Origin of the sequence: Ghiorsea bivora (assembly GCF_000744415.1) — a bacterium.
In the GTDB taxonomy this organism is placed as follows: Bacteria; Pseudomonadota; Zetaproteobacteria; order Mariprofundales; family Mariprofundaceae; genus Ghiorsea; species Ghiorsea bivora.
Map to the genome: position 1 here is coordinate 14,551 of NZ_JQLW01000005.1, position 24,089 is coordinate 38,639.

General features: G+C 43.2%; 22 protein-coding genes. 5 read left to right on the forward strand and 17 right to left on the reverse strand.

The window, feature by feature from the left end; translation table 11 throughout:
- Positions 1-3: 3 nt before the first annotated feature.
- The 6 genes from DM09_RS10930 to DM09_RS00615 form a co-directional block, all read right to left on the reverse strand.
- A complete protein-coding gene (locus DM09_RS10930; RefSeq protein ID WP_051937852.1) occupies positions 4-2,100 on the reverse strand; it encodes an ATP-binding protein in 2,097 nt (698 codons plus the stop codon).
- On the reverse strand, positions 2,097-3,044 hold the full coding sequence (locus tag DM09_RS00595) for an ABC transporter substrate-binding protein (protein ID WP_038246714.1): 948 nt from the start codon (positions 3,042-3,044) through the stop codon (positions 2,097-2,099). Before DM09_RS00595 ends, DM09_RS10930 begins: the two co-directional genes overlap by 4 nt.
- A gap of 2 nt (positions 3,045-3,046) precedes the next feature.
- Positions 3,047-4,258, reverse strand: coding sequence for a glycolate oxidase subunit GlcF (gene glcF, locus DM09_RS00600; RefSeq protein ID WP_038246717.1), 1,212 nt, complete (start codon positions 4,256-4,258; stop codon positions 3,047-3,049).
- Positions 4,258-5,328, reverse strand: a complete 1,071-nt coding sequence (gene glcE / locus DM09_RS00605) for a glycolate oxidase subunit GlcE (RefSeq protein ID WP_038247328.1) — start codon at positions 5,326-5,328, stop codon at positions 4,258-4,260. The genes glcF and glcE overlap by 1 nt, the downstream gene beginning before the upstream one ends.
- Before the next feature lie 45 nt (positions 5,329-5,373).
- Positions 5,374-6,828 (reverse strand): FAD-linked oxidase C-terminal domain-containing protein, encoded by a 1,455-nt coding sequence (locus DM09_RS00610; protein ID WP_232507709.1) that lies wholly within the window; start codon positions 6,826-6,828, stop codon positions 5,374-5,376.
- 142 nt (positions 6,829-6,970) lie between these two features.
- Positions 6,971-7,666: a DUF481 domain-containing protein gene (locus DM09_RS00615; protein ID WP_038246723.1), complete on the reverse strand. Its 696-nt coding sequence runs from the start codon at positions 7,664-7,666 to the stop codon at positions 6,971-6,973.
- Positions 7,667-7,864: 198 nt separating this feature from the next.
- Here DM09_RS00615 and panB point away from each other — a divergent pair, with 198 nt between their 5' ends.
- From panB to plsY, 5 genes are all read left to right on the forward strand, one after another.
- Positions 7,865-8,638 carry a 3-methyl-2-oxobutanoate hydroxymethyltransferase gene (panB, locus tag DM09_RS00620; RefSeq protein ID WP_038247330.1) on the forward strand — a complete coding sequence of 258 codons (774 nt, stop codon included), beginning with the start codon at positions 7,865-7,867 and terminating at the stop codon, positions 8,636-8,638.
- Complete coding sequence (gene panC, locus DM09_RS00625) at positions 8,635-9,501, forward strand: pantoate--beta-alanine ligase (protein WP_038246726.1); 867 nt, start codon at positions 8,635-8,637, stop codon at positions 9,499-9,501. The genes panB and panC overlap by 4 nt, the downstream gene beginning before the upstream one ends.
- Positions 9,498-9,881, forward strand: coding sequence for an aspartate 1-decarboxylase (gene panD, locus DM09_RS00630; RefSeq protein ID WP_038246729.1), 384 nt, complete (start codon positions 9,498-9,500; stop codon positions 9,879-9,881). The genes panC and panD overlap by 4 nt, the downstream gene beginning before the upstream one ends.
- A 109-nt stretch (positions 9,882-9,990) precedes the next feature.
- Positions 9,991-10,941 (forward strand): complex I NDUFA9 subunit family protein, encoded by a 951-nt coding sequence (locus DM09_RS00635; protein ID WP_038246732.1) that lies wholly within the window; start codon positions 9,991-9,993, stop codon positions 10,939-10,941.
- Positions 10,941-11,531 carry a glycerol-3-phosphate 1-O-acyltransferase PlsY gene (gene plsY / locus DM09_RS00640; protein WP_051937855.1) on the forward strand — a complete coding sequence of 197 codons (591 nt, stop codon included), beginning with the start codon at positions 10,941-10,943 and terminating at the stop codon, positions 11,529-11,531. Before DM09_RS00635 ends, plsY begins: the two co-directional genes overlap by 1 nt.
- Positions 11,532-11,624: 93 nt before the next feature.
- On the opposite strand, the gene aroB is transcribed toward plsY, so the two are convergent.
- The 11 genes from aroB to DM09_RS11890 form a co-directional block, all read right to left on the reverse strand.
- Complete coding sequence (gene aroB, locus DM09_RS00645) at positions 11,625-12,725, reverse strand: 3-dehydroquinate synthase (RefSeq protein ID WP_038246734.1); 1,101 nt, start codon at positions 12,723-12,725, stop codon at positions 11,625-11,627.
- 5 nt (positions 12,726-12,730) lie between these two features.
- A complete protein-coding gene (locus DM09_RS00650) occupies positions 12,731-13,243 on the reverse strand; it encodes a shikimate kinase (RefSeq protein ID WP_038246738.1) in 513 nt (170 codons plus the stop codon).
- Complete coding sequence (locus DM09_RS00655) at positions 13,233-14,651, reverse strand: autotransporter outer membrane beta-barrel domain-containing protein (RefSeq protein WP_157753573.1); 1,419 nt, start codon at positions 14,649-14,651, stop codon at positions 13,233-13,235. The genes DM09_RS00650 and DM09_RS00655 overlap by 11 nt, the downstream gene beginning before the upstream one ends.
- A gap of 207 nt (positions 14,652-14,858) precedes the next feature.
- Positions 14,859-17,354: a type IV pilus secretin PilQ gene (gene pilQ, locus DM09_RS00660; protein WP_051937857.1), complete on the reverse strand. Its 2,496-nt coding sequence runs from the start codon at positions 17,352-17,354 to the stop codon at positions 14,859-14,861.
- Positions 17,355-17,410: 56 nt separating this feature from the next.
- Entirely contained in the window at positions 17,411-18,019 is a 609-nt protein-coding gene (gene pilO, locus DM09_RS00665) for a type IV pilus inner membrane component PilO (protein ID WP_038246741.1), read from the reverse strand.
- Positions 18,016-18,600 carry a PilN domain-containing protein gene (locus DM09_RS00670; RefSeq protein WP_038246743.1) on the reverse strand — a complete coding sequence of 195 codons (585 nt, stop codon included), beginning with the start codon at positions 18,598-18,600 and terminating at the stop codon, positions 18,016-18,018. Before DM09_RS00670 ends, pilO begins: the two co-directional genes overlap by 4 nt.
- Positions 18,597-19,694 carry a type IV pilus assembly protein PilM gene (gene pilM / locus DM09_RS00675; RefSeq protein ID WP_038246744.1) on the reverse strand — a complete coding sequence of 366 codons (1,098 nt, stop codon included), beginning with the start codon at positions 19,692-19,694 and terminating at the stop codon, positions 18,597-18,599. Before pilM ends, DM09_RS00670 begins: the two co-directional genes overlap by 4 nt.
- An 83-nt stretch (positions 19,695-19,777) precedes the next feature.
- Positions 19,778-20,854: a hypothetical protein gene (locus tag DM09_RS00680; RefSeq protein WP_038246747.1), complete on the reverse strand. Its 1,077-nt coding sequence runs from the start codon at positions 20,852-20,854 to the stop codon at positions 19,778-19,780.
- Positions 20,855-20,870: 16 nt separating this feature from the next.
- Positions 20,871-22,859, reverse strand: a complete 1,989-nt coding sequence (locus DM09_RS00685) for a PilX N-terminal domain-containing pilus assembly protein (RefSeq protein ID WP_038246749.1) — start codon at positions 22,857-22,859, stop codon at positions 20,871-20,873.
- Between the two features lie 15 nt (positions 22,860-22,874).
- A complete protein-coding gene (locus tag DM09_RS00690) occupies positions 22,875-23,630 on the reverse strand; it encodes a prepilin-type N-terminal cleavage/methylation domain-containing protein (protein WP_038246753.1) in 756 nt (251 codons plus the stop codon).
- Positions 23,631-24,089 (reverse strand): hypothetical protein (locus DM09_RS11890; protein WP_198401632.1); only part of this gene is annotated, 459 nt, incomplete at its 5' end.

Here is a 24,089-nt window from a genome sequence, read left to right on the forward strand (position 1 = left end):
TGGTTAATGCTCCTTAGCTACAGGAAAGAACACCTCAAAAGTAGTACCTTTGCCGACCTTTGATACCACATGTAACCCACCATGATGCCCCCGCATAATACCCAAAACAGCACTCATGCCTAAACCTCTACCCGTAAACTTGGTTGTAAAAAAAGGGTCAAATATTTTTTGTAACGTAACTGCATCCATGCCGCAACCCGTATCCTCAACCGTTAACTTCACAAACACCCCAGCTTGCATCGCTTCACCTTCAACCAATGCTTCAATCATCATTTGATTCAAATCAACCTTACTTGTTTGTACCCGCACCACACCTTTATGTTCCGAAATGGCTTCAGATGCATTGATAATCAAGTTCATAATCACCTGTTGAATTTGCCCTACATCACCCTCAACTTTAGGTAAATCAGTCATCAAACGCATCTCAACTTTAACCGATTTATTCACTGTCGCCGATAACAGCTGCGATATACCCTTCACTGTTTGTGAAATATCCAATCGTTTCACAAAAAATGCACCCTTGCCAGAATAAGCAAGCATTTGCTCACAAAGTGCCGCAGCATTTTCACTGGCTTTGACAACCTGTTGCAAATGTTGCTGTAACTTCGGCTCATGTTTCAACTTTTGCATGGCCATACCCGCATGCCCCATAATCACAGTCAATAAATTATTAAAGTCATGCGCAATGCCTCCTGCCAATACACCCAAACTTTCCAAGCGTTGCGTATGCTCAGATTGTTTCTGTAAACGTTTTCGCTCAGTTACATCTCTCGCAAACAACGTGAATAAGGTCTGTTTCCCCACCCCATACACTTCGGATATACTAACCTCTGTGCATTTATCCTTTTCTGCCAGTAAACCAGCCTTCACCTCTTGCACCCCCTGCAACAACATGGGATGTTTATGCACAAAAGCGGCAAAACTCGGCTCTTCATGCGCCCATTGAGGAAAAGCAAACAAGTCATACACATATTTACCTTGTAGCTTATAACCGCGGCATGTAAACAGTTTCTCCGCAGCAGGATTTACATCCAACACCTTGCCTTGATGGTCAATATTAATTACAGCATCCGAGGCCATCTCCAAAATCGCGTGTTTTCTTTCCTCGCTACCTACCAATTGGCGCAAAGTGAACACCAATAAAATAGTTAAACCAATACCCAAAGCACCACTTAAGTAAAAAAACAAAAAATTACGATCAAACCAATACACAACATGCGTCGTGTTTACCGCAATATCCTGCCCTAAAATATGCGGTGTTGTTTGCTCAAGCATAAAACCCGACCACCATGCAGGTTCTGTCACAGAAGCAAAATTAAAAGTAAACGGGCGACCTTCTGCAGGCTGATAGACGACAACAGAGACACTGGTATCATTCGGTACTGACGCAGGCGCCAACAACGTCTCTATATCCAAACCCATTCCAAGCACGGCATTCACCAAGTCTGTTCGATTTTGCTGAAAATAGGGGTCTGATACACCAACATAACCTGCATACAATGCCTCAAACATCCATAAACGCGGTATTTGTTCATCCAAGCGCATCACCAGCGATATCACCTCATCACCTGTAATCACATCATGTAAGGTTTCCGCCAATAAAGGTTGTCCTAACAAATCTAAACCCAACAGTGGCACATGAGATACATCATAAGGCTCTACAAAACGAATCGGAAAATAATACGCACGTGCTGGTGAAGGTTGCCATGTCTTACCATCATCATTACCGATTTGGTAATCAATAAAACCTGCATCATGCATCTCATTCTCAAATGAATCACGCTGCTGTTGTGAAATTTTGGGAGCAAACACCACTGTTGAAACGAAATTGTACTTGGCAAACAAGTGTTCAGCATTCAAACGTAAAGTATCACTTTCAATACCATTTGCCGCATACAAGGAAGCCGTCAATCCACTCAACTCATTGCGTATTTGTGCCATACGCATTTCAATATGTTCAACCACATGATTATGGTATTGTTCAAACTTATTTTTTTCTAAACCCAATAGATACATAAAAGCAAAAAACATCATACCCAGTGTTAACACTGCACCCAGTATCAGGCTAATCAGCAACACTGGGTGGGATTCTGTTTTCATGGTGAAACTTTCACTGCTTTAAATAATATCTCCGCAGGAAGATGTATATTTGCTTTGTTTAATAACTTAAGATTTACAAACGTTTCCCAACGTCGATTGGCAACCACAGGAATGCGACGCAATGGTTTACCTTGCAACACATGTATTGCCAGCTGCACCATCCAGTCCCCTTGCTCTTGCGCAATTTTGGTCATCGCAAACATGGTGTATGGTGTCATAAAGTCATAGGTGGTTACAGTGAATGTCTGTGCATGTTGTTGCACAAACTGTTGCACCAGTTGCTTATCCCAATCTGCAATGCCAGCAACATTATTGAGCACAATCATGTCTGCCGATTGTCCAGCCAAATACGCTTGTTTCCAAGCCTGCACATTATCAACAAACATCGCTCGTACTTGCACACCTTCTTGGGCATATATCTTTTTCAACCAATGAAATTCTTTGCTATCCGTCGCCACACCTTTAACACCAATAAAAAACACATCATTTACATCATCCAAACTTTCACGTGCTGCGCGCAAAATGGCTTGAATAGGCGAGACTTCAATCATACCCGTTGCATTAGAATAAGGATAACCATAAGCCTCAGCGGTCCAGTTGATACCGCAAAACACAAAAGGGATAGCGTTACCTTGGTAGTAGGGTTTCACCAAATATTTGGATGCATTGTCATCGGAGACCAAAACAACATCTGGGTTAATGCGGGTAATAAGCTGTCTTGCTTCCAGCGCCTTTTGCTTGCCATAAACTTCTGAAGTATGCCGTTTGGTATCCATATAAAATACCGTTAAATGACACTGGCCTTGCAAACCTTGGCGCACCTCTTGTTCAATCGCATCACTCCAAGCGTAACCCGCATGGTAAGAATTGATATATACACACTCCTTAGCTTGAACTGCGCTTGATAGCACACAAAAAGCCAACAGTAGGAGTGCATGTTTCATATTTAACCCTCGGTATTAAGCAGCGTAACCCAATGTACTATTTCTACGTTAGCACCTGCGGCCAAATGATGCAAACACCCTATATTGGCTGTGGCTATGATTTGCGGCTTATGTTGCATAAGGTTCATCAACTTATTATCGCGTAAAGTTTGTGAAAGTTTAGGCTGCAGTATTGAATAGGTTCCTGATGAACCACAGCACAAATGCGCATCGGCAACAGGCATCAGCTCGTAACCCAAACCTGTTAATATGCTTTCCACACTGCCATTTAATTGTTGCCCATGTTGCAAAGTGCATGGTGCATGAAAGGCAATACGCTTGGTTTGAGTCAATTTGAACTGACTCAAATCTTCTTCGCTCAAAACTTGCACAATATCTTTGGCTTTATCGGAGATAATCTTGGCATTTTCTGCATATTCAGGATCATCTTTAAGCAGGTGACCGTATTCTTTAATTTCTAAAGCACATGCACTTGCCGTGGATAAAATAGCTTCCACACCCAATTCAACAAACGGCATCCATAAATCAATATTTAAGCGTACGCGTTTGAGCGCTGCATCTTTTGCATTCAAATGATTTTCTACTGCACCGCAACATTGCGCTTGCAGAAGTCGCAATGTTTGAATACCCAATTTATCCAAAACATGCGCTGCTGCCACATCAATTTCAGGCGACATGGCGGGTTGCACGCAACCTTCAATCAATAAAACTTTTCTTAAATGCTCTTTTTTAGGGAAACCTACGGTTTTTTTCGATTTTGGTATCTTTTGCTTAAGTTCTAATGGCAAAACAGGTCGAAACAGTCGCCCTAAACCCAAAAGCGTGGAAAACAAGGTTCTGCTGGGCAACACTTTAACCAATGCACTACGCAACAACCTTTGCTTGAATGGACGTTGCACTTTTTCTTCCACCATGGCTTTACCAATCTCTGCAAGATGTGCGAATTCCACGCCCGATGGGCAAGTGGTTTCACAAGCCCTACATGTGAGACATCTATCCAAATGTTGCTGTGTTCTTTCGGTAACCTCACCGCCTTCCAACATTTCTTTAATCAAATAAATACGACCGCGCGGACCATCCAACTCGTCACCCAACGCTTGATAGGTTGGGCAGGTTGCAGTACAAAAACCGCAATGCACACAAGAGCGTAAAATATCATTGGCTTCTTTGCCTTGTGGTGTATCTAAAATGGATTGTGGAATATTGGTTTGCATTATAAATCCTTATACATGCGCCCAGCATTTAAAATACCTTTGGGGTCAAAGCTATGTTTGAGCTTTTGATGCAACTTCATCAGTGCAGGTTGCAATGGAGCAAACACTTCTTCTGTTCTATCACCACCACGCATGATTCTGGCATGCCCACCCAAAGCTTTGGCATACGTTTGCACGCGTTCAAAAGGCAAGTTCGATTTCAACCAACGCTGCGCACCACCCCAGCCGACAAACCAATCACTGGTTTGCGTGTCATCAAGCAGTTCAAATGAAGCAGCAGGCGGCACAGACAATCGATACAACACCTTATCCGTTTCAAAGAAATCCAGTTGATGTTCCCTCAAATCTTTCCAGAAGTTTTTACCATCATCAAATAAACTACCACCAATCTCTTGCATGCTTCGCGCCACAGCCGATGGTGTACCACAAATCCTAAAGTAACCCATATTACCATCTGCGCACATTGCCGTCACGGGCAACGGTGTACCAGCCCAATGGTTCATCAGTTTTATGGCTTGCGCAAAACCTGCATCAATCACTACAGTCTGCTCTGCCAAACGATGGGGTAAAATTTTGAGCGATATATCAAGCAAAACACCCAATGTACCAAGGCTTCCTGCCATCAAGCGGGACACATCAAAACCCGCCACATTTTTCATCACTTCGCCACCAAACCTTAGCTTCTCACCTTTACCATTCAGCATGGTGCAACCCAATACATAATCACGACATGAGCCTGCATAAGGTCTTCTTGGCCCTGAAAAGTTACATGCAACCGTACCACCAATGGTCGCCTTTTCTCCAAAATATGGTGGATCAAAGGGTAAACGCTGACCATGTTCATCCAAGGCTACGGCAATATCCGCTAACCTTGTTCCAGCACGTACCGTAATCACCAATTCGCTAGGCATATAATTCACCACACCTTGGTGTTCACGAACATGTAAAAGTTCACCCACAGGCTCTCGCCCATACCACGATTTACTATCACCACCGATAATGTTTAATGCAGTATCTGAGGCATAAGCTTCTTGCACTTGCCTCTGTAATTCCAGCGTCTTATCACTCATCATCAATACTCGGCGAAACTTTGCGTTCTCTGCGGTTCAATATCATTAAAACCGCTCCAGTTCAGGGTGTGGCAATTGTCCATTATGCACATGCATTCGCCCAAGCTCTGCGCAGCGATGCAAGGTTGGCACTGCTTTACCAGGGTTCAACAAACCCTCGGCATCAAATGCATCTTTCACCGCATGAAACTGACTTAATTCCAGTACTCCAAATTGCACACACATCGAATCCAGTTTTTCTACGCCAACACCATGCTCACCTGTAATCGTACCACCCACCTGCACACATAATTGTAAAATCTTTTGACCAAAGGCCTCTGTTTTCTCTAGTTCACCTGATTTATTGGCATCATATAAAATTAAGGGATGCATATTGCCATCACCTGCATGAAATACATTGGCAACAGGCAAACCAAATTCATCAGACCACGCTGATATTTGCTTTAAAACTTCTGCCAGTCTTGCTTTGGGAATAGTGCCATCCATACAATAATAATCAGGAGCCAAACGCCCTACCGCAGGAAACGCTGCTTTTCGCCCTGCCCAAAATTGCAAACGTTGCTTTTCATCTTTAGACACTTGGGTATCTACCGCACCTGCTTTTCTTAAAACAATTTCAACCTTTTCGATAAAATCCATAACACCATGTTCTGTGCCATCAATTTCACACAATACAATGGCCTGCGCATCCGTAGGGTAACCCACCTTGGCATAGGCTTCAGCAGCTTGAATAGCCAAATGATCCATCATCTCTAAACCCGCAGGCACAATACCTTCAGAAATAATATTACATACAGCCTGACCTGCTTTTTCAATATCATCAAACACAGCCATACAAACCTTGGCGACTTCAGGTTTAGGCAAAAGTTTCACTGTCACCTCCACCATGACCCCCAACAAACCTTCCGAACCATGCATTAATGCCAGTAAATCATAACCTGCATCATCCAAGTTCTTTCCACCCAGTTCAATCAACTCACCATCAATCGTAAGAAATTTTAAACCCAAAACATTATGCACGGTCAAACCGTACTTTAGACAATGTACACCGCCTGAATTTTCCGCCACGTTGCCACCAATCGTGCACGCAATTTGTGATGACGGGTCTGGGGCATAATACAAACCATGCGTTGCCACAGCTTCGGAAATTGCAAGGTTTCGCACGCCAGGCTGTACAGTCGCTGTACGATTAGCCAAATCAACATCCAATATCTTATTAAACTTGGCTAATGATAAGACCACAGCACCTTGGGTTGGCATCGCACCCCCAGCCAAACCTGTACCTGCGCCTCGCGCAATAATCGGCGTATGATGCTGTTGGCACAGTTGAATAATAGCTTGTGCTTGCGTTATGGTTTCAGGCAAGGCAACAGCAAGTGGCAGCCCACGGTACACCGACAAACCATCACATTCATAGGGTTTCAACTCTTCTTCAGAGGTCAGTAAGGATGATGCTGGCAAAAGCTTTGCCAACAATGATAACAACGGTTGTTCTGTCACCTGACCTCCCTTAATCTTGTGAAAGCTTATGCAACAGTCAGGCTATTGTCGATACACACAATATAGGGTTTTTACGGCACAAAAAAGGGCGGCAAAGCCACCCTCTCCTTTTTCCCTTTATTTTACCTTTATATTTAGACGTTTAGTAAGAAAACACCAAAGAAGCAGATAAAATTGTATCCGATGCTTTGGTTCCCACTGGTGCTTTTGAGTTGTTTTGTACTGCATAAGAAACTTTGCTTGATAAGTTTCCTGCCACTTGGTTGGTAAGCGCTGTGACGGAGTTGGTGATATAACCTTCTTTACCACCTTCCGTTTTCAACTCTTGCGAGAAGATTGCCGTTTCACTAATTTTCCAATTAAACACAGTTGATGCGCGCACTACAGTATCGGATATTTTTGCGCCTGCCACAGCTTCAGTTTGCCTGGCACCTGCACCAACTTCTGCATTCCACTGTTTGTCATCTGATTTAAGAATATCAAAACCATAACCCACTGTTTCACTGATACGACTGTTGTAACCACCAAACTTATCTTGCTCATAAGCAAAACGAACAAACAAATAACTTGGACTCAATCCTTTCCAATCTTCCTGAATAGAAAAGTTATACTTCTCAGATGTTACAGCACCAGCATCTTTGGATTGTAATGCTCCTGCCTCAGCTGTGCTGCGCCAATCATCACCATCATTAATGGCTTTACCTTTCACATTTAGTGAACTTGTATCCGTATTACCACCCGTTTGCACAAAGCCCAATTCAGCATTACCTGCCCAGTCCTGTGCAGCAGCCGGTCCCGCAAACCCCAACAACGTTATCAACATGAATATGTTACGCATACCTTTCTCCTTTTAAATCGCGGCGCATAGTAACGAGCCCCCTTCATTTAGCATGCGATAATTATCACCCGATTGAACAAAACAGCCTGCTTTTGTGAAATGCCCGCTACATGTTATGCTTGGGCGCAAGATAACTCTCCAGAAGACGGTACTCCCATGTTTGCAAGCAAACACGAGACTGAAGCGGAACGGGGCAATATGAAAAAGAAAACAACTGCTGCCACTTTATTGGCGGCAAAAAATGCGCAACAACCACAAGTCTGGTTGACTGCCTATGATGCTGGCGCAGCCCGCATGGCTGAAGAAGCTGGCGTAGATGTCATTCTTGTGGGTGACTCTGTTGGCATGGTCAACCTTGGTTATGATAGCACCATCCCTGTTACTGTTGATGATATGATACTACACACTGCTGCCGTTGTACGTGGTAGAACAAAAGCATGGGTCGTCTGCGACTTACCTTTTGGCTCTTACCAACAGTCTCCTGCGCAGGCTTTAAAAACCAGCGCACATATCTTGCAGCTAACTGGCTGTGATGCCGTCAAACTTGAGGGCGGAAAACCCATGGCAGATACGGTTCGTTTTTTAAGCGAGCGCGGCATTGCTGTTGTTGGTCATGTTGGTTTAACACCGCAGTCTGTTAAACAATTTGGCAACTACAAACAACGCGGGAAAAACCAAGAAGAATCCCAAAACATTTATGATGATGCCTTAGCCTTAGCCGATGCTGGTGCAGTTGCCGTGGTACTCGAATGTATCCCTGAGCAGCTTGCTGCAAAAATTACAAACAACATCAATATTCCCACTGTAGGTATTGGTGCAGGCTCTGCATGTGATGCACAAGTCTTGGTATGGCATGATGTACTGGGTTTATCCGAACACACACCCCCTTTTGTTAAACCCTATGCCCATTTAAGACAAGATGCTGTAACTGCCATTCAAAACTGGGTTGCCGATGTGCGTAAGCAAGCATGAAAGTCATCACATCCATTAGCGAACTACAACATATCTTGGCCAATTATCACCAAGAGCAGGTCGCCTTTGTACCCACAATGGGCTGCCTACACCAAGGTCACCTTTCACTGATACGCAAAGCCAAACGATTGGCTGATATTGTGGTGGTTAGCATTTATGTAAACCCTTTACAATTCAACGACAAGAACGACTTGAAGAATTATCCCAAACCTTTTGAAACCGACATACAGCTCTGCCAAGAAGAAGGTGTAGACTTTGTTTTTCATCCTGAAAACCTTTATGCAAACACACCCATGCAAGTCGCCCTACATGTAAACAATTTAAGCCAAAGTTTATGTGGCTTACATCGACCAGGGCATTTTGATGGTATGATTACCGTTGTGAACATTCTGTTCAACATCATACGCCCAGACTTGGCTATTTTTGGTGAAAAAGATTTTCAACAATTAAGTATTATTCGGCACATGGTTGCTGACTTACATATGCCTATCGATATTATTGCGGGTGAAACAGTACGCGAGCAGGATGGTCTTGCCTTAAGCAGCCGCAATCGGCACTTAACCGCTGAACAACGCCGCCAAGCCGCTGCAATTCCGCAAGCTTTACAAGCCGTCATACAAACGTATCAAACCAACAAAGCTATTCCATCCTGCCTAGCTGCAGGGCAAAATATACTTGATGCTCACGGGATTAAACCTGACTATTTTGGTGTTTATGACGAACAACACCTGCAGGCTGTAAACAGCTTAACCACGCATGACCCCATACCTGCCCGTGTATTTATAGCCGCCACCATTGGTTCAACACGACTGATTGATAATATGCCACTCATCACCCCACCCGCTAAGGATACCCAACCATGAAAGTTACCATGCTTAAATCAAAACTACACCGTGCCACTGTGACCCATGCAGAGTTAGATTATGAAGGCTCATGTGCTATTGATGCCAACTTAATGAAAGCAGCCAATATTTTACCTTTTGAGCAACTGCATATTTATAATGTCAGCAATGGTGAACGCTTTAGTACATACGCCATCGTTGCACCCGAAAACAGCTACACCATTGGCATCAATGGGGCTGCGGCACATAAAGCCAAAGTAGGAGATACCCTTATTATCTGTACCTACACCGTACTCAAAGCAAAAAAAGCAAAAAGCTTTTCACCTAAACTTGTTTATTTAGATGTAAACAACCATATCAGCCACCAAACAAAGGGCGAACTGGCGCAAGATAAAACATAAACCTGTTTGGGGCACTTGCCTTTATTTCGTTTGTATCGCAATAGCAAGCTGTTCAGTGTATATTTCGCCACCTGATTGGATGACTTTAAATTTTCTATTGGAGGAAATGATGGGAAAACGCATTTGTATTATTGGCGGCACAGGATTTGTTGGGCGTGTGATTGCACGGCAAGCTGTCGACGCTGGGCATCAAGTCATCGTCACATCACGTCATCCAGAGCGCGCCCGTGATATGTTAGTGAAAGGCATACAAGTGCTTAAATCTGATATTACAACAGGCAAAGGCATTGCCCAAGCTGTACAAGATTGTGACACCGTCATTAACCTTGTCGGTTTATTGTTTCCTACAAGGAAAAATACTTTTGAAGAGGCACATACAAAGGGTGCCAAACGAATAATTGAGGTCTGCGAAAATGCAGGTGTTTCACAATTGCTACACATGAGCGCCTTATTAAGCGAAGATGCAATATCGCATACAGAATATGGTAAAAGTAAACACCAAGCTGAAGAATTGGTACGCCAGTCGGATTTAAACTGGACCATATTCCGCCCTTCCATTATTTATGGTGAGCATGACTCTTTTTTAATGCGTTTTAAAAGCTTGTCTGCTACGGGATCTGTATTGCCTGTTATCGCAGCTGACACAAAATTCCAGCCCGTGTGGGTTGAAGATGTAGCCCGTGCTTTTGTCAGTAGCATTGCTAACCCCAAGGTTACGAAACATGTGTATACCCTTGCAGGCAATGATGTGTACACGCTTAAAACGATGCTTAACATGTGGATGAAAGCATTGGGGCGCGAGCGCACCTTGATTTCCATGCCCAATATAGCTGCAAAAATTTTGGCTTCTATATCCAAACTTCTTCCCGTGCCCGTCATCACCAATGATCAGCTTAAATTATTACAGTATGACAATATTGCCCAAGGCGAAGCATTCCCAAACATTTTTGGTTCACCTTCATCATTTGAAAGTTTACTGCCTATCATTGCCAGTGGTGGACAAGCAACGCACATTCAACACATGCTTGATGAAGCCCGCACGCACTACCGTAAATCATAATGGATATACAACAAAGTTTTCTTCTACTTAGCCTTGCCAGCTATTTTGTTGGTGCTATTCCTTTTGGGATTTTATTTGCCCGTTGGCTTACAGGTAAAGACCCACGAGAACATGGTAGTGGCAACACAGGTGCAACCAATGCGCTAAGAACAGGTGGCAAAAAAGTTGGTATTTTAACCTTAATCGCCGATGTTCTAAAAGGCGTAATTCCCGTTTCTCTCGCTTTACAACTCGAATTGAATCAATCACAAGTACTCATTGTCGCCCTTGCTGCATTTTTTGGGCATATCTTCCCTGTATATTTGAAGTTTAAAGGCGGTAAAGGTGTTGCTACCATGTTTGGGGTCATGCTACCTTGGGCTCCCGCCACTGCAGCCTTGGCCTTTGCAGTGTGGTTTGTTGTTTTTAAAGTCTTTCGCTATGTATCCATTGCATCTATTTCCGCAGCGTTTGCATTACCGCTTATCGCATGGTTTATGCATGATAGTAATGGCGCATTAATGGCTTGCCTGATTATCGGTGGTGCCGTCACAATGCGTCACCATGATAATATGAGTCGATTACTGGCTGGAACTGAAACCAAAACTTAAATGGGGAAATGCTGATTGATTGGCACCCTGCCAAACATCAGGAAGAGAAAGGAAAAGCGTGGTTTCCTTTCTCTTACAAATCAATCGCTTACGCTACTTATTAAACGAAGCAACCAACGCCCTAATATTCGCATCTGTCACATCTTCTGCAATATAGGCATCGCCAATATCACGCATCAATATATAACGAATCAAACTACCCACATTCTTTTTATCATGCCCCATAGCATCTAGCCAATCATCCGCTGAGAACTGAGGTATTTGCGTGGGAAGTTGTGCCGCCGTGAATATTTTGCTGACTGCCGCTTCTAGTCCTGAATTTGCCACACCTAGCTGCTCAGACAACCGTGCTGCCATGATTGTACCCAATGCAACGGCTTCACCGTGCAAATAAGTTGTATAATGCGTCATAGATTCAATAGCATGTCCAAATGTATGCCCAAGATTCAACAAAGCACGTTGCCCTTGTTCGGTTTCGTCAGCCATCACCACTTCAGCTTTATGCGCACATGAACGTAAAATGGCTTGGCTTATTTTATCCGCATCCAAATCAAGCAAAGCCTGCATGTTGGTTTGTAACCACGCAAAAAAATCTTTATCACGTATCAAACCGTATTTAATCACTTCCGCTAAACCTGCAGGTACCTGCCTTGTTTCAAGTGTACCTAATACATTGGGGTCAATCCATACCAGTTTAGGCTGGTAAAATGCACCAATCATATTTTTACCATGCGGGTGATTGATTGCCGTTTTACCACCCACGCTAGAATCAACCTGCGCCAATACGGTGGTCGGAATTTGAATGAATGGAATACCTCTGCGATAACATGAGGCTGCAAATCCCGTCATATCACCCACCACACCACCACCAAGAGCGATAATCGGTTCGTTTCGTGACAGTTTGCTGACCATCAATCTATCCATGATGGCTGACCATTGTTCTACATTTTTATATTGCTCACCATCAGGAAGAATAAATGAAGATACCTGCCAACCCGTAGCTTCTAATGATGACTGCACTGTATCCAAATATAATGGAGCAACCACATCATTACTTACAATCAAGCAACGGCTTGGTTGCTTAAATATGGATAACATCTGCTCACCAATATCTGGTAAGCACCCTGCTTGAATATGGATATCATAAGAACGTGCGCCCAAATCGACGCGATAAGTTTGGCTTTGTTTAGTCATGCGCCCTAGTCTGACAGAAAATGAATAATTTTGGCTACTGCTTCTTCATCAGTCAGTTTGCCTGTGTCCACATACAAATCTGCGACCTCTTCATACAAAGGATTCCTTTCTATACTTAGCGCTTTCATTTTGGCTAAAGGATCAATCTCAGCAAGCAAGGGGCGATTACTATCCCCAGTAATGCGCTTAGCCAATATCTCTGGACTTGCACCCAACCAAATCACTGAACCTGCTTGTTTCATCAAAAGGCGGTTATCCTCCGACAAAACAGCACCACCTCCCGTGGCAATAATATACGCTTGCTCAGTTTGTAAGGCTTTGGCTAAAATTTCACTTTCCATATCTCGGAAACTCTGCTCGCCTTCATCTCTAAATATTTCAGGTATACTTTTACCCGCTTGGGATACAATCTCATCATCCAAATCAATCAACTTTAACGACAAACGGGAAGCAAGCTGCTTCCCTAGAATCGATTTTCCAGAGCCCATTAGCCCAACAAGTATAATATTAGAGCCCATCAATCGATATTGTCGCCGATGGTGAAATTACTTCTATTTTTAAAACATCGCCCGTCAAATGACCTGTTACTGTTGTGTTTGTAAATGTAGGAACATAAACGGGCACATTTGGTGTTGCCGGATTAGCCAAGTTATAAGTCACTGAAAATGGTACTGAGCTTCCTTGGTTACCTGTAATAGTACCTTTACTACCTGTCGCTGTAAAAGACAAGCTTGTCTTATAAAGGCTAGTACTATCTATTGGGTTATTATAGCTATCAAGAACCGTAATAGAATAGTTGTCTGGCGCAATTAATGTTGGCGTTACTGAGTAAGCTTTTGTAGATAGCACAACAACTATAGATTTCCATAACACTGTGTCCGCATCATGTAGACCATTAGGGCCTGTGTATAAACCATCCCCATTACTATCATTGTAAGGCTCACCAGCATCAAACGCCCCATTTTCATTGGCATCCAAAAAAGGCTCACCTAAATCATGTAAAGCGGGGTTAAATGAATCACCTGCATCAAAAACACCATTATTGTTGTTATCACTAAATGCCTCCTGCCCTTTAATCATAGCAAGCACAGTGAGGTAACCGCCTTTACCTGTACCGGCGCCAAGCGGGTGACCTTTCAAGGTTGTGTAAGGATCCCCTCCAGCCGTTGTGTAAGTGCTTGTTGCAATACCTACTGAATCAGTAGATGCACTCGGTATACTACCCACTTCCGTAATAAAACTAACCAAAGTACCTTGCCTAATCGGATTACCAAAAATATCAGCTGCAAAAACGGTAAATTTATTTGTGTTCCCTATTAAATCCAAACCTTCAAAGCTAGCTTTCTCAGTTTCAAAGCTAAAGTTTGTGCCAATGGCTTTACCACCTTGAACCGCCAAAGTACCTGTCGTGACTATATTGTTCGTCACGACAAGTGCATTCACACCTAATAGCCCAGCCTTGTTCCCGGCTGTTACTGTCACACTTACGCTGCCATTATTTGTTTGAACAGATGTTGGTGAAATGCTTTCACCACCACCTAAACCTGCAGAAATACTAAAATTAACAGTTGTTCCATCCGACACGGGATTGCCATAATTATCTGATACACCAAAGGTCATTACAGCAATTTGAGGCAAACCACTTCCTAGAACGCCAATTTGAGCTGGCTGTACACCTTGTAATGCTATAAGCGCTGGAGGTGAAGGCTGAATATCTACAGTAATAATACCAGTTGCTGCACCTGATTGGGCTGTGATTGTAGCTACCCCTGCAACATTGTTCGCATTAAAAGTTGCCTTTGCAATGCCTCCTAAGGTTAAAACAGAACTTGTTATACTTGTCCCAGTTAAACTTGATGTAAACAGCACTTCAGTTCCATCAACGACAGCTGTACCATAACTATCAACTACATTTGCTGTTATCACCGCACTACCTGTAGCAGCAATGCTTGTCGTTACAGAAGATGTCAAAGTGAGTGTTGTAGCAGGAAGGGACCCCCCAACACCGCTCGCACCTACCCCCGTTTGCGATGTTGTTATAGCGCTACCTGTAGGAGCAGTCCCACACGAAGCCAGTGCAAGAAGCACTACACATGTTGCAAGCCAAACTTTAAATATGCCCATCATAACCCCTTATACGCCTGATTTACCCTGCATAATTTTTGGCGTGATAAAAATCAACAATTCAGTTTTATTATCCCGCTTGGTTTCACTTTTAAATAACCAACCTAAAACTGGAATCTCTGACAAATAAGGCACCGATGTTTTATCAAAAGCTTTCTCTCGCGTATAAACACCACCAATGACGATAGTTTCACCATTTTTAACATACACATTTGTCGTAACAGCTTTAGAATCAATACCTGTAGCACCATTAAACGTTGCTGGTGAATCTTTTGTCACAACAATATCTAAAATTACTCCGCCATCAGCAGTGATTTGTGGCGTAACATCCAATGTCAATGCAGCCTTAGTTAAAGTTGTTGTTGCAGGGTTATTTGCTGAGCCAGGCGTTACGATTGGTACCAATGAGCCTTGCGTTACCGACGCCTGCTTCAAATTACTGGTCACAATACGTGGATTGGATACAATTTTTGCGGTTCCATCTGCTTGCGCTGCAGAAAGCTCTAAATCCAAGTTTATTGCATTGCTAAATGAACCTAAACTGAAACCAATAGACCCCCCGTTTCCTGTAGCAGGTAAATCAACTAGGAATCCTCGTCCTGTTGCTGCGGTTTGCCCACCAGCTAAAATAGCATTGGCATTTGATGCAGTTATGCTCGATTGTACGCCACCCGTAGTCGCACCGCCTGTAGTCACACCGCCCGTAGCTGTAGACCCAATAGCAACTGCACCTGGAAAGTTCGTATTTGTACTCCGGTTAACACTACCACCCCATCGAACACCAATACTGTGTGTAAACTGATCCGATGCCTCAACAATTCTAGCCTCAATTAACACCTGTTTAATTGGCGTATCAATTGCCTTAATCAAACGTTTTATATTGTTTATCGCAGATAAAGTGTCTTTGATAATAATCGTATTCGTTCGTTTATCAATTAAGATGCTTCCTCTGCTAGACATTAAACCTGAATTATCCGCACTAGGCATAGCGCCTTCTACTTTTGCACCTTTTTTAGCTGTCTTTGAGGCATCTTTGAGCATGGTTTTCACATCTTCAACTTTTGTATAACTCAAAGTAATAAACTCAGTAACCAAAGGTTCTAGCTGTAATGAACCTTTTCTTGCTTCAATTTTAGATTCATATTCAGAACGCAGCACTTCAACAGGCGCAACCCTTAACACATTGCCCGCCTGCTCTTTACCAAGCCCACGTGCCGACAAGATAAGCTCCAATGCTTGATCCCAAGGCACATCAACCAACCGCATGGTAAGTGTACCTGTTACATCATCCGACATAATAATGTTCAAGTCGCTCATTTCAGCAATCAACTTCAATGCGTTTCGTATATCAATGTCTTTAAAATCAAACGTGACTTTCTCACCTTTATAGGTGAATTCAGAATCTCCCTTACCTTTGCCACGTGTAGAGACTGCGACTTCTTCAGGTACAAAGTTCATCGTAAACACATTTCCTTGCTGAAAACTTGTGGTTTCCACGGTTTCACGCGTGCGGACTACAATGCGAACATTCTCACCATTTTTGTATGTATCAATTTGCGATAGCGGGCCTGCAAATGCACGTAAATCTTGGGTACGTTCCTGCCCTTGTTTTAAAGATGCATTTTTAATATCAATGATTGTTTTGCCTTCATCATCACTCACCAATACAACTGGATTGGTCACATCAGTGCGAATCATAACTCTCGCCAGACGACCGTTGGGTTGGAAATCCACACTTTCCACTTTTGCAGAACCTGTTTCAATATGTTCAACTTGACCGAAACGGATAACAAACTGCTCTGGCGAAGCTTCAATTTGTTGTTCCATTTGACCTACGTGATTCAAGTCTACGACCAAACGCAAGCGATCTTCTGCTTCACCGACTGTGATTGCTTTAACACGTTGGCTAGAAAACTGAAAACGCTCCTTGTTTAACTGTGACTTTCCACCCCAAAAATCCACAACCAACGTTCTGTTTTTATTGGTTAAAAATGAATTATGGCTAGCATCTAAATTAAAGCCCTTGAGTACAACCTCAGTCATATCACCTTTATCTTTAACCTGAAGTTTTTTAACTACAGCTTTATTACCTACAGCTTGCTTTGATTTCACTGCCTGGAAGTGAACAACCAACGATTGTGCTTGCTCATCCACCTCATAACTTAATGATTCACTCAAGGCAATCTCTATACGCACACCAAGTTCATTTTTCTTGGGAAACACATTTGTAACACCAGCGCCTGCACCTTTAATCGCTACAACTGCGGCGTCAATATCTGCATTAGGAAAAGTCATCACCAACCTTGGTGGCTCATTCAAATCAAAAATTTGATATTCTAATGGTTCATCTGACTCAATAATCAACATATCGCCATCTTTCGAATCAAGCAGAGATACATTGCTTATGGTTCCCGCCCAAGAAGCTGATGTAATCATCAGCATAGAAACCAAAAAACAGGCCTTCAACCAGCTACACAAGGCATAAGAACCATTATTTTTTTTCATCTCACTCTCCTCACCAAACCTGACAACTTTTTTGCACCCAACTCTTGTGTACAACATTACTTACGTCGTTTATTCTTTTTATTTTCAGCTTGTACAAATCGATAGGTCACAGCTTGCCCTTTAATCTTTAAAAAACCGCTGTTCGCATTATCCACAACCAGTGATAAATTCTTCACATCCACAATCCGAGGCATTTCACCCACCCGTTTCAAAAAGGTTAACAATTGACGGAATGATCCTGTCACATCTAAAGACACTGGCACTTCAGCATAAATGCTTTTCACCGTTTCTTTTGATGGCTTAAATGTTGTAAAATTTAAACCTGAATCCTTACCTGCCCAAGTCACACCTTCTAATAAATCAGGAATTTGCGACTTCTTGGGCAACATATTCAACGCCACTTTCAACTGCTTCTGTAGCTGTTTATACTCTTCTTTCTTTTTAGGTATATTACTTGCCAAGCGTTTATTTTTACTTAAAGCAACCCGTTGATGTTCCACCTGAATCTTTTCATTGGCAATAGCTTCTTGCAACGGCGTCCACACGGCAACAAAGTAACCTACAGCAATCAATACAAGCACCACAACCAAACCTGCAACTTTGGTTGCCATAGGCAATGGAATTAATGGGCGAAGCGCATCTAGGTTCAAAGCATCAAGGTTCATTTAGCCTCTCCTTTTGCCTTCGTTATAGCTTCTTGTTCAGCAAGGGTTAATCGATGAAAGGTCAGCACAAATTGACGAACTTTGATACCTTCAGCTTCCGCCTCTTTATCCACAGTTAAGCGCACATCATCAAAGTAAATGGATGTTTCTAGTGCCCGCATAAAGTTTGCCACAGCTTTACTGCTTTCGCCCAAACCAGTTAACGACAGAGACCCTGCATCATCTTTTAAAGCAACCAACCAAATATTCTGTGGAATTGCTTGGGCAATCGCAACCAAAGTATTAAACGAGCGGAAGCGACCTGCTTGTAACTCATCAACAATTTGTAACTTACTCTCCACATCCCTTCTCAAACTATCTAAATTACGCAACTCACCAATTTTTTTCGAAAGCTGTGCATTTTGCGTTTTCAGCAGTGCTTGCTCTGCTTGTAAGTCGGTCAGCTCTTGCGTAGACCATATATCAATCACTATAATCATACCAACAACCAACAATATGGATGAGACAAACACAGTAATATATTCGATAATTTGTTTTTTTCGGAACTCGGCTCTGTGTGGTATAAGATTAATGCGAATCATGAATCAAAACCTCGCATCGCTAAACCAACAGGTACCATCAACATTGGTCCCATCGCTTGAATTTCATCAGCATCAAACTTATTCCGTGGCACAATGATATTATCAAAAGGGTTTAAAACCTTCGCTTCAATACCAAGCCGCTGGTCCAGTTCAATATCAATATCAGGAATCAAAGCACAACCACCGCTAAGCATCAGCTTTTGCACTGGGTATTCAGCGTTGTTTGCACCATAAAAATCAAGAGAACGGCCGATTTCAGAGCTTAAATTACTAAAAAACTCTTCAATAACATTAGGATCAATATCTGAGAAATTTTCTTTTTTCATTTTTTCCGCAGCACTAAAACTAATGGCATGAGCCTTTTGTATCGCCTCGGTTAAGTTTTGCCCACCATAAAACTGATCGCGAACAAACGCCATTTGCCCATCACGCATAATATTAACATTAATAATATTGGCACCTATATTAATCAATGCATAAGCCGCCGATTCATCTGTCTCTGTATCCATGGCTTCTGCTGCATCTATCGCTGTTGTGTCTTGCGTATAAACACCCGTTTCTTCCACCGCATTTTCTAGCGCAAACACCGAACAGTCCACACAAGTGGTATGCAAACCAGCCTCACTAAGCACCAATTGGTAATCATCAATAATTTCACGTTTGCAAGCCACCAGCACAACATCCATATGCTCAGGGTCTTCTTCTGTTTCACCTAAAATTTGAAAGTCTAAGTATACATCTTCAATATCAAAGGGAACATGTTGGTCTGCTTCAAACTCAATCTGAGATTCTAGTTCAAACTCTGTTGCTGTTGGCACTTGAATAACTTTAATAATTACAGCATTGCCCGACACTGCCAAGGCCACATTTCTTGTGTTTGTTTGCGCCTGCTCTAGGGCATCCAACAAAGCCTGTGATACCGCAATCGAATCAATCACCGTGTTTTCCACAATAGCATCACGAGGCAATGGCACATTGGCTATTGCTTTAAGCTCATAACCTTTTTTACCATGCGTCAATTCAATCAACTTAATCGCTGACGCACTAATATCAATACCCATTACAGGCTCTTTTTTACGCGAAAAAAGCTTCATTTGCACCCCTCAGCTAAGGCGTTACTAACACTCATAACGCTAACGTAGTGAAAAGAATAGCTAAAGTCAAACATTCGAAAGCATTAATTTAACGCTTGATAATCATATCTACGTAAAACTATCGTGCCCTGATTGACATTAATATTATCTACAGCCTGCTGGTCATATACCAAAACATACCTATCATCAGAAGTCTTATTTTTCGTAAACGCACCATAACCCGTGATAATTGAGCCATTGACATAACTCATATGGATACCTGTATCATAACTTGAATTACCGGGTTCCCACTCCAATGGGCCTGGGGTATAAATGATGCCATTCATATTAGAGTGCGCATGCATGTCTAACAAACCACCAGAATACATAGTTGCAGGGATATCTCGCCATTTCGAATCAAGTACTGCGTAACCTGTCGCGTTATCTTGTGTCACATTGAAGTACATACTTTCGTTACCTTGGAAGCCCTGTACTGCCGCCTGATTCAATGCGCCTTGATCCACACCAAAATTATAGGGTAAACCCATAGGGCAACCAGCCCCTGGTAAAAGCCCATCTTGCGAACAGCTATTTAATAACTGACTATACAAGCCTTGCGCATCGGCAATACCAACACGCGGCGCAGCACCGCCTGACAATACATGATTCCATTCATCAGCCGTAATATCTAAAGCAGCTAAAGCAACCTTCCATCCATGCATATAACCCGTTGGGAACATAAGGTGCATTTTATCACCTATATTTGTACTGGCTGCACAATCTTGTATACCAATACAAAAATCTCCAGCTAACGTATTACCGGGCCAAGAAGCTACTGGCCAATCCGTAGCCTTACTTTGGTCTAAGGTTTTAGCCATTAAATCGTAATAATAACGTAGTATATCTGCCTCAATGCCTGCAACTTGACCTACACGCACAGGTTTACTCATGCTTAGCAGGCTACTAGCAATAGTTGGCAAGCTAGCTTGCTCACCTGCTGACCCAACACTGGCAACCATAGCTACAAGCCCTTGACTGCTTGGGTTGTCTGCGGTTGTAGTTCGACTTTGCAAACGCATTGTCCCTGCTGCTGACACACCAATTTGCGGCGGCAACATGCCCTCAGACCATGGGAAGTAACCATCATATGGAGAAGCTAGGTTTACAGCATTGCCCTGCATAGGCGATGCTGCATCGTTAAGACCAAACCATATTCACACTATTGGCTGATACTAACGTATTTGTTGCAGCACTACCAACCGCAGGTGCAGGATTACCTAACCGACTTGGAGAGGTTGCATTCGCATTTGGGTTTGTTTGTGGTGCGGCTGTAGGGAATGGCAAAGGATTGTTGCCCATAAACCTTGGCATCACAGGATTGATCATCACATTATGCTCAATTGCCAAGTATACATCTGGTGATTCCAAAGGACTTAATAAACGTTCACCATCGGCAGGATTAAATACAGTATCTGTACCCGCTCCTGGTGAGCCACCAGTTGGATTGGCTTGGATATTATAATCTGCAAAGTAATCAATCAAAAGTCCGCCATACACGATTAGCCGCGCATTTGAGCCTAAATAACCATCATCATCGGGTACGGCACCATCTGCAACCGTAAAAGGATATTGCCCCCCAAGTGTTGCGGGATCAGTGATTGAACCTGTGTATAAATTTGCACAACTCCCTTTTTTCTTACAAGCCATCAACTTATTAAAATCATAGCTGCCATTGGAGGCATCGCCTGCACTTTCAATAACATGAAGCTGGGTTGGTGTTCCATTACAAGTTGCTGTAACTCCTGAATCGGGCACTGCTGGAAACATCAATCTAACCATGCCAAACATGGGAATACCATTGGCGATATTATATTGAATCTGTGCAATATTTAATCGCCCCGTAACAGGTGCAAATGCACGCACCGTACCACCCGAAGCAGCACTAACAATAGCATCTACAGATTGGCGCAAAGCTTCAGCTTTACTGCAATATATACCATTGCCAAACTGACCATCGTTAGCAGCTGTAAATGGCGCTGTTTGACACGTAAACTGCTCTGCTGCCCAACGATATGTGTCCATACTAAATAACTGATTGCTTGAACTTGAAAAATAATTAACTTGATCTGATGTACCCAACAGTGGTGCATTCACTAATTTTTGTGGCAACAGATTGGCAGGCAAATCTAATCCTGTTGTATCTTGAGCCACCGATGCCCAGTCAACCTTAAACGCTGTTTTTGTACCATGTCCGGCATACAAGAGATAAGGTACGGTACTAAAAGTTGCCCCCGTTTGCGACCCCGTACCATTACGAAAACCTTTACCACCGGAGCCAATGGCTGTATTGGATGCCAACGCCGTACCTGAAGGCACTGAACCCAGTGCATATGGCGCTTGTGTAACCTCAATAACTGTACTGCCATTACCCGTTGCACTTGCTGTCCAAGGCGAGGCATTCGCATCTCGGTTTGCAGGTGGTGTTGCAGGTGGATTACAAATATCCGCAAAATTTACGCCTGACGGGGCATTGGTCATCGCGCTCACTCCTGTAAGCAAATTATTGATTACACTTTGCGATTCGCGCATCAACTGCCTCGCCTGCCCAGACCTGCCCAAAGCATACGTCACCATCTTACAACCTGCTGCACACGTAGCACCCGCTGTTAAATCCACAGGCGTTTGGTAAGGAAAAGCTGGGGGCGTTTCATTATTAAAAGATGTTACCCAGACCGCAACTTGCGGTGTTGTACCCACCCCCCAACTACTATTGGCTACCTTGCTAATTCCTGTTGCTGTAAGATTAAAAACAAAAAACTGATTGGTCGCACTTTGAATATCAGCATCGGTTGGCATCGCTGCATCATCAATCGAAGATGGTGTAAAAGAACCTTCATAAGGGGCGATGGGTGATCCTCCTATGCCAGCAACATAGCTTGTTAGTGTTTGCGCATCAGCAATACCTTGCACTGTATCCTTAACCCAGTACCAGTATGCTTGGGTAAGCCCAGTTTCTGCTGCCGCTGATGCTCTGTCCATTTGCACAGCCATACGCGATATTTTTGTTTCTATCACTGTCTTATAAGCTGCAGTTATGCCCAACAATGTTAATATAGCCAACAGCACTAAAGACGTGACAAGGATAAAACCCTGTTGCCCTTGCTGTTTAAAGTTTACTTTTTTCATCACAAACACCTCAACTTAATCAAAAACTGTATTTGGATACACCTGCACATAACGCCAAATACGACGTTTACTGCCAGCAGGTAACGCCGCCCCCAACACGTCAACCACGGCACCCTTATTAGCTGCATCAATTTCAATTTCTAACAAGACAGTAAAAGCGGGTATGTTATAAGTATTGCCCTGCACATCACCGACAAACTTCGGAGGCAATGCAGGTGGTACGCCACTATAACTAGCACGCCCATCGCCAGTTGCTCCATCTCGGAAGACACGAAAATTGGTTACTCGCATACCTGTCGTTTCACCCAGTACAGGATCAAAGCCCACCAAACCAACAGTTGCACTACAAGCCGAGTTATCTCGATTAAAATACAGTTTCCACTGTGTAGAAGCCGTTCCTGTCCCGCCACGGTAACGGTAACAGCGAACCGCCTGATAATCATTAGCAGCACTGGCCGAATTATCCCACACATTCATGCTTAACCACGTACTGGAAGAGGTTGCCGAACCATCAAATTTTATACTTGCCACACCCGCACCCGAAGCTTCTAAACTAGAGGCTGAAATAAGCGCACCTTGGATGTCCCGCGCGATAAAACGCAATGTAAACTCTAAATCTTGAACCGCATCTCCACGTTTACCTTGGTACTTATATTGCGTAGATTGCGATGTAAAATTAAGCAATAGTCCTCCCAAAATAACCATCGCAATGACAAGCGTAATCATCAACTCAATTAAAGTGAAACCACGCTCAGTCGTTATACGCTTCATTTAACAGCCTGCAGCTTTTGCTAAGTCTTTAAGCATCTTAGCAGTTTTTTCGCCCGACTTTTTCGGATCTGAAGACCAGTTGCTCACAGCACTATTATAGTTGCTCTGGGCGTTTGTTAAGTCACCAGAGTTTTGTACAGGAATGGTACCTGCCGTAAGCGCTGCGATTGCACCGTTAATATTACCCACACCTGCAACTGTTAATGGGTTACTTATTGGCGCATATGCAGATAAGGCACTACAATTATTAAACTTCTTCGCATCCTTCCATTTCTTATCAAAACCTTTTTGGAAATTCATATTTGGCAACCAAGACGTAACTACCCCTACATCAAGCCATGTCACCGCCCCCCCAGCAGGTGGTGTTGTGCCTGTAGTAGGTGTTGTGCCTGTGGTAGGCGTTGTGCCTGTGGTAGGCGTTGTGCCTGTGGTAGGCGTTGTGCCTGTGGTAGGCGTTGT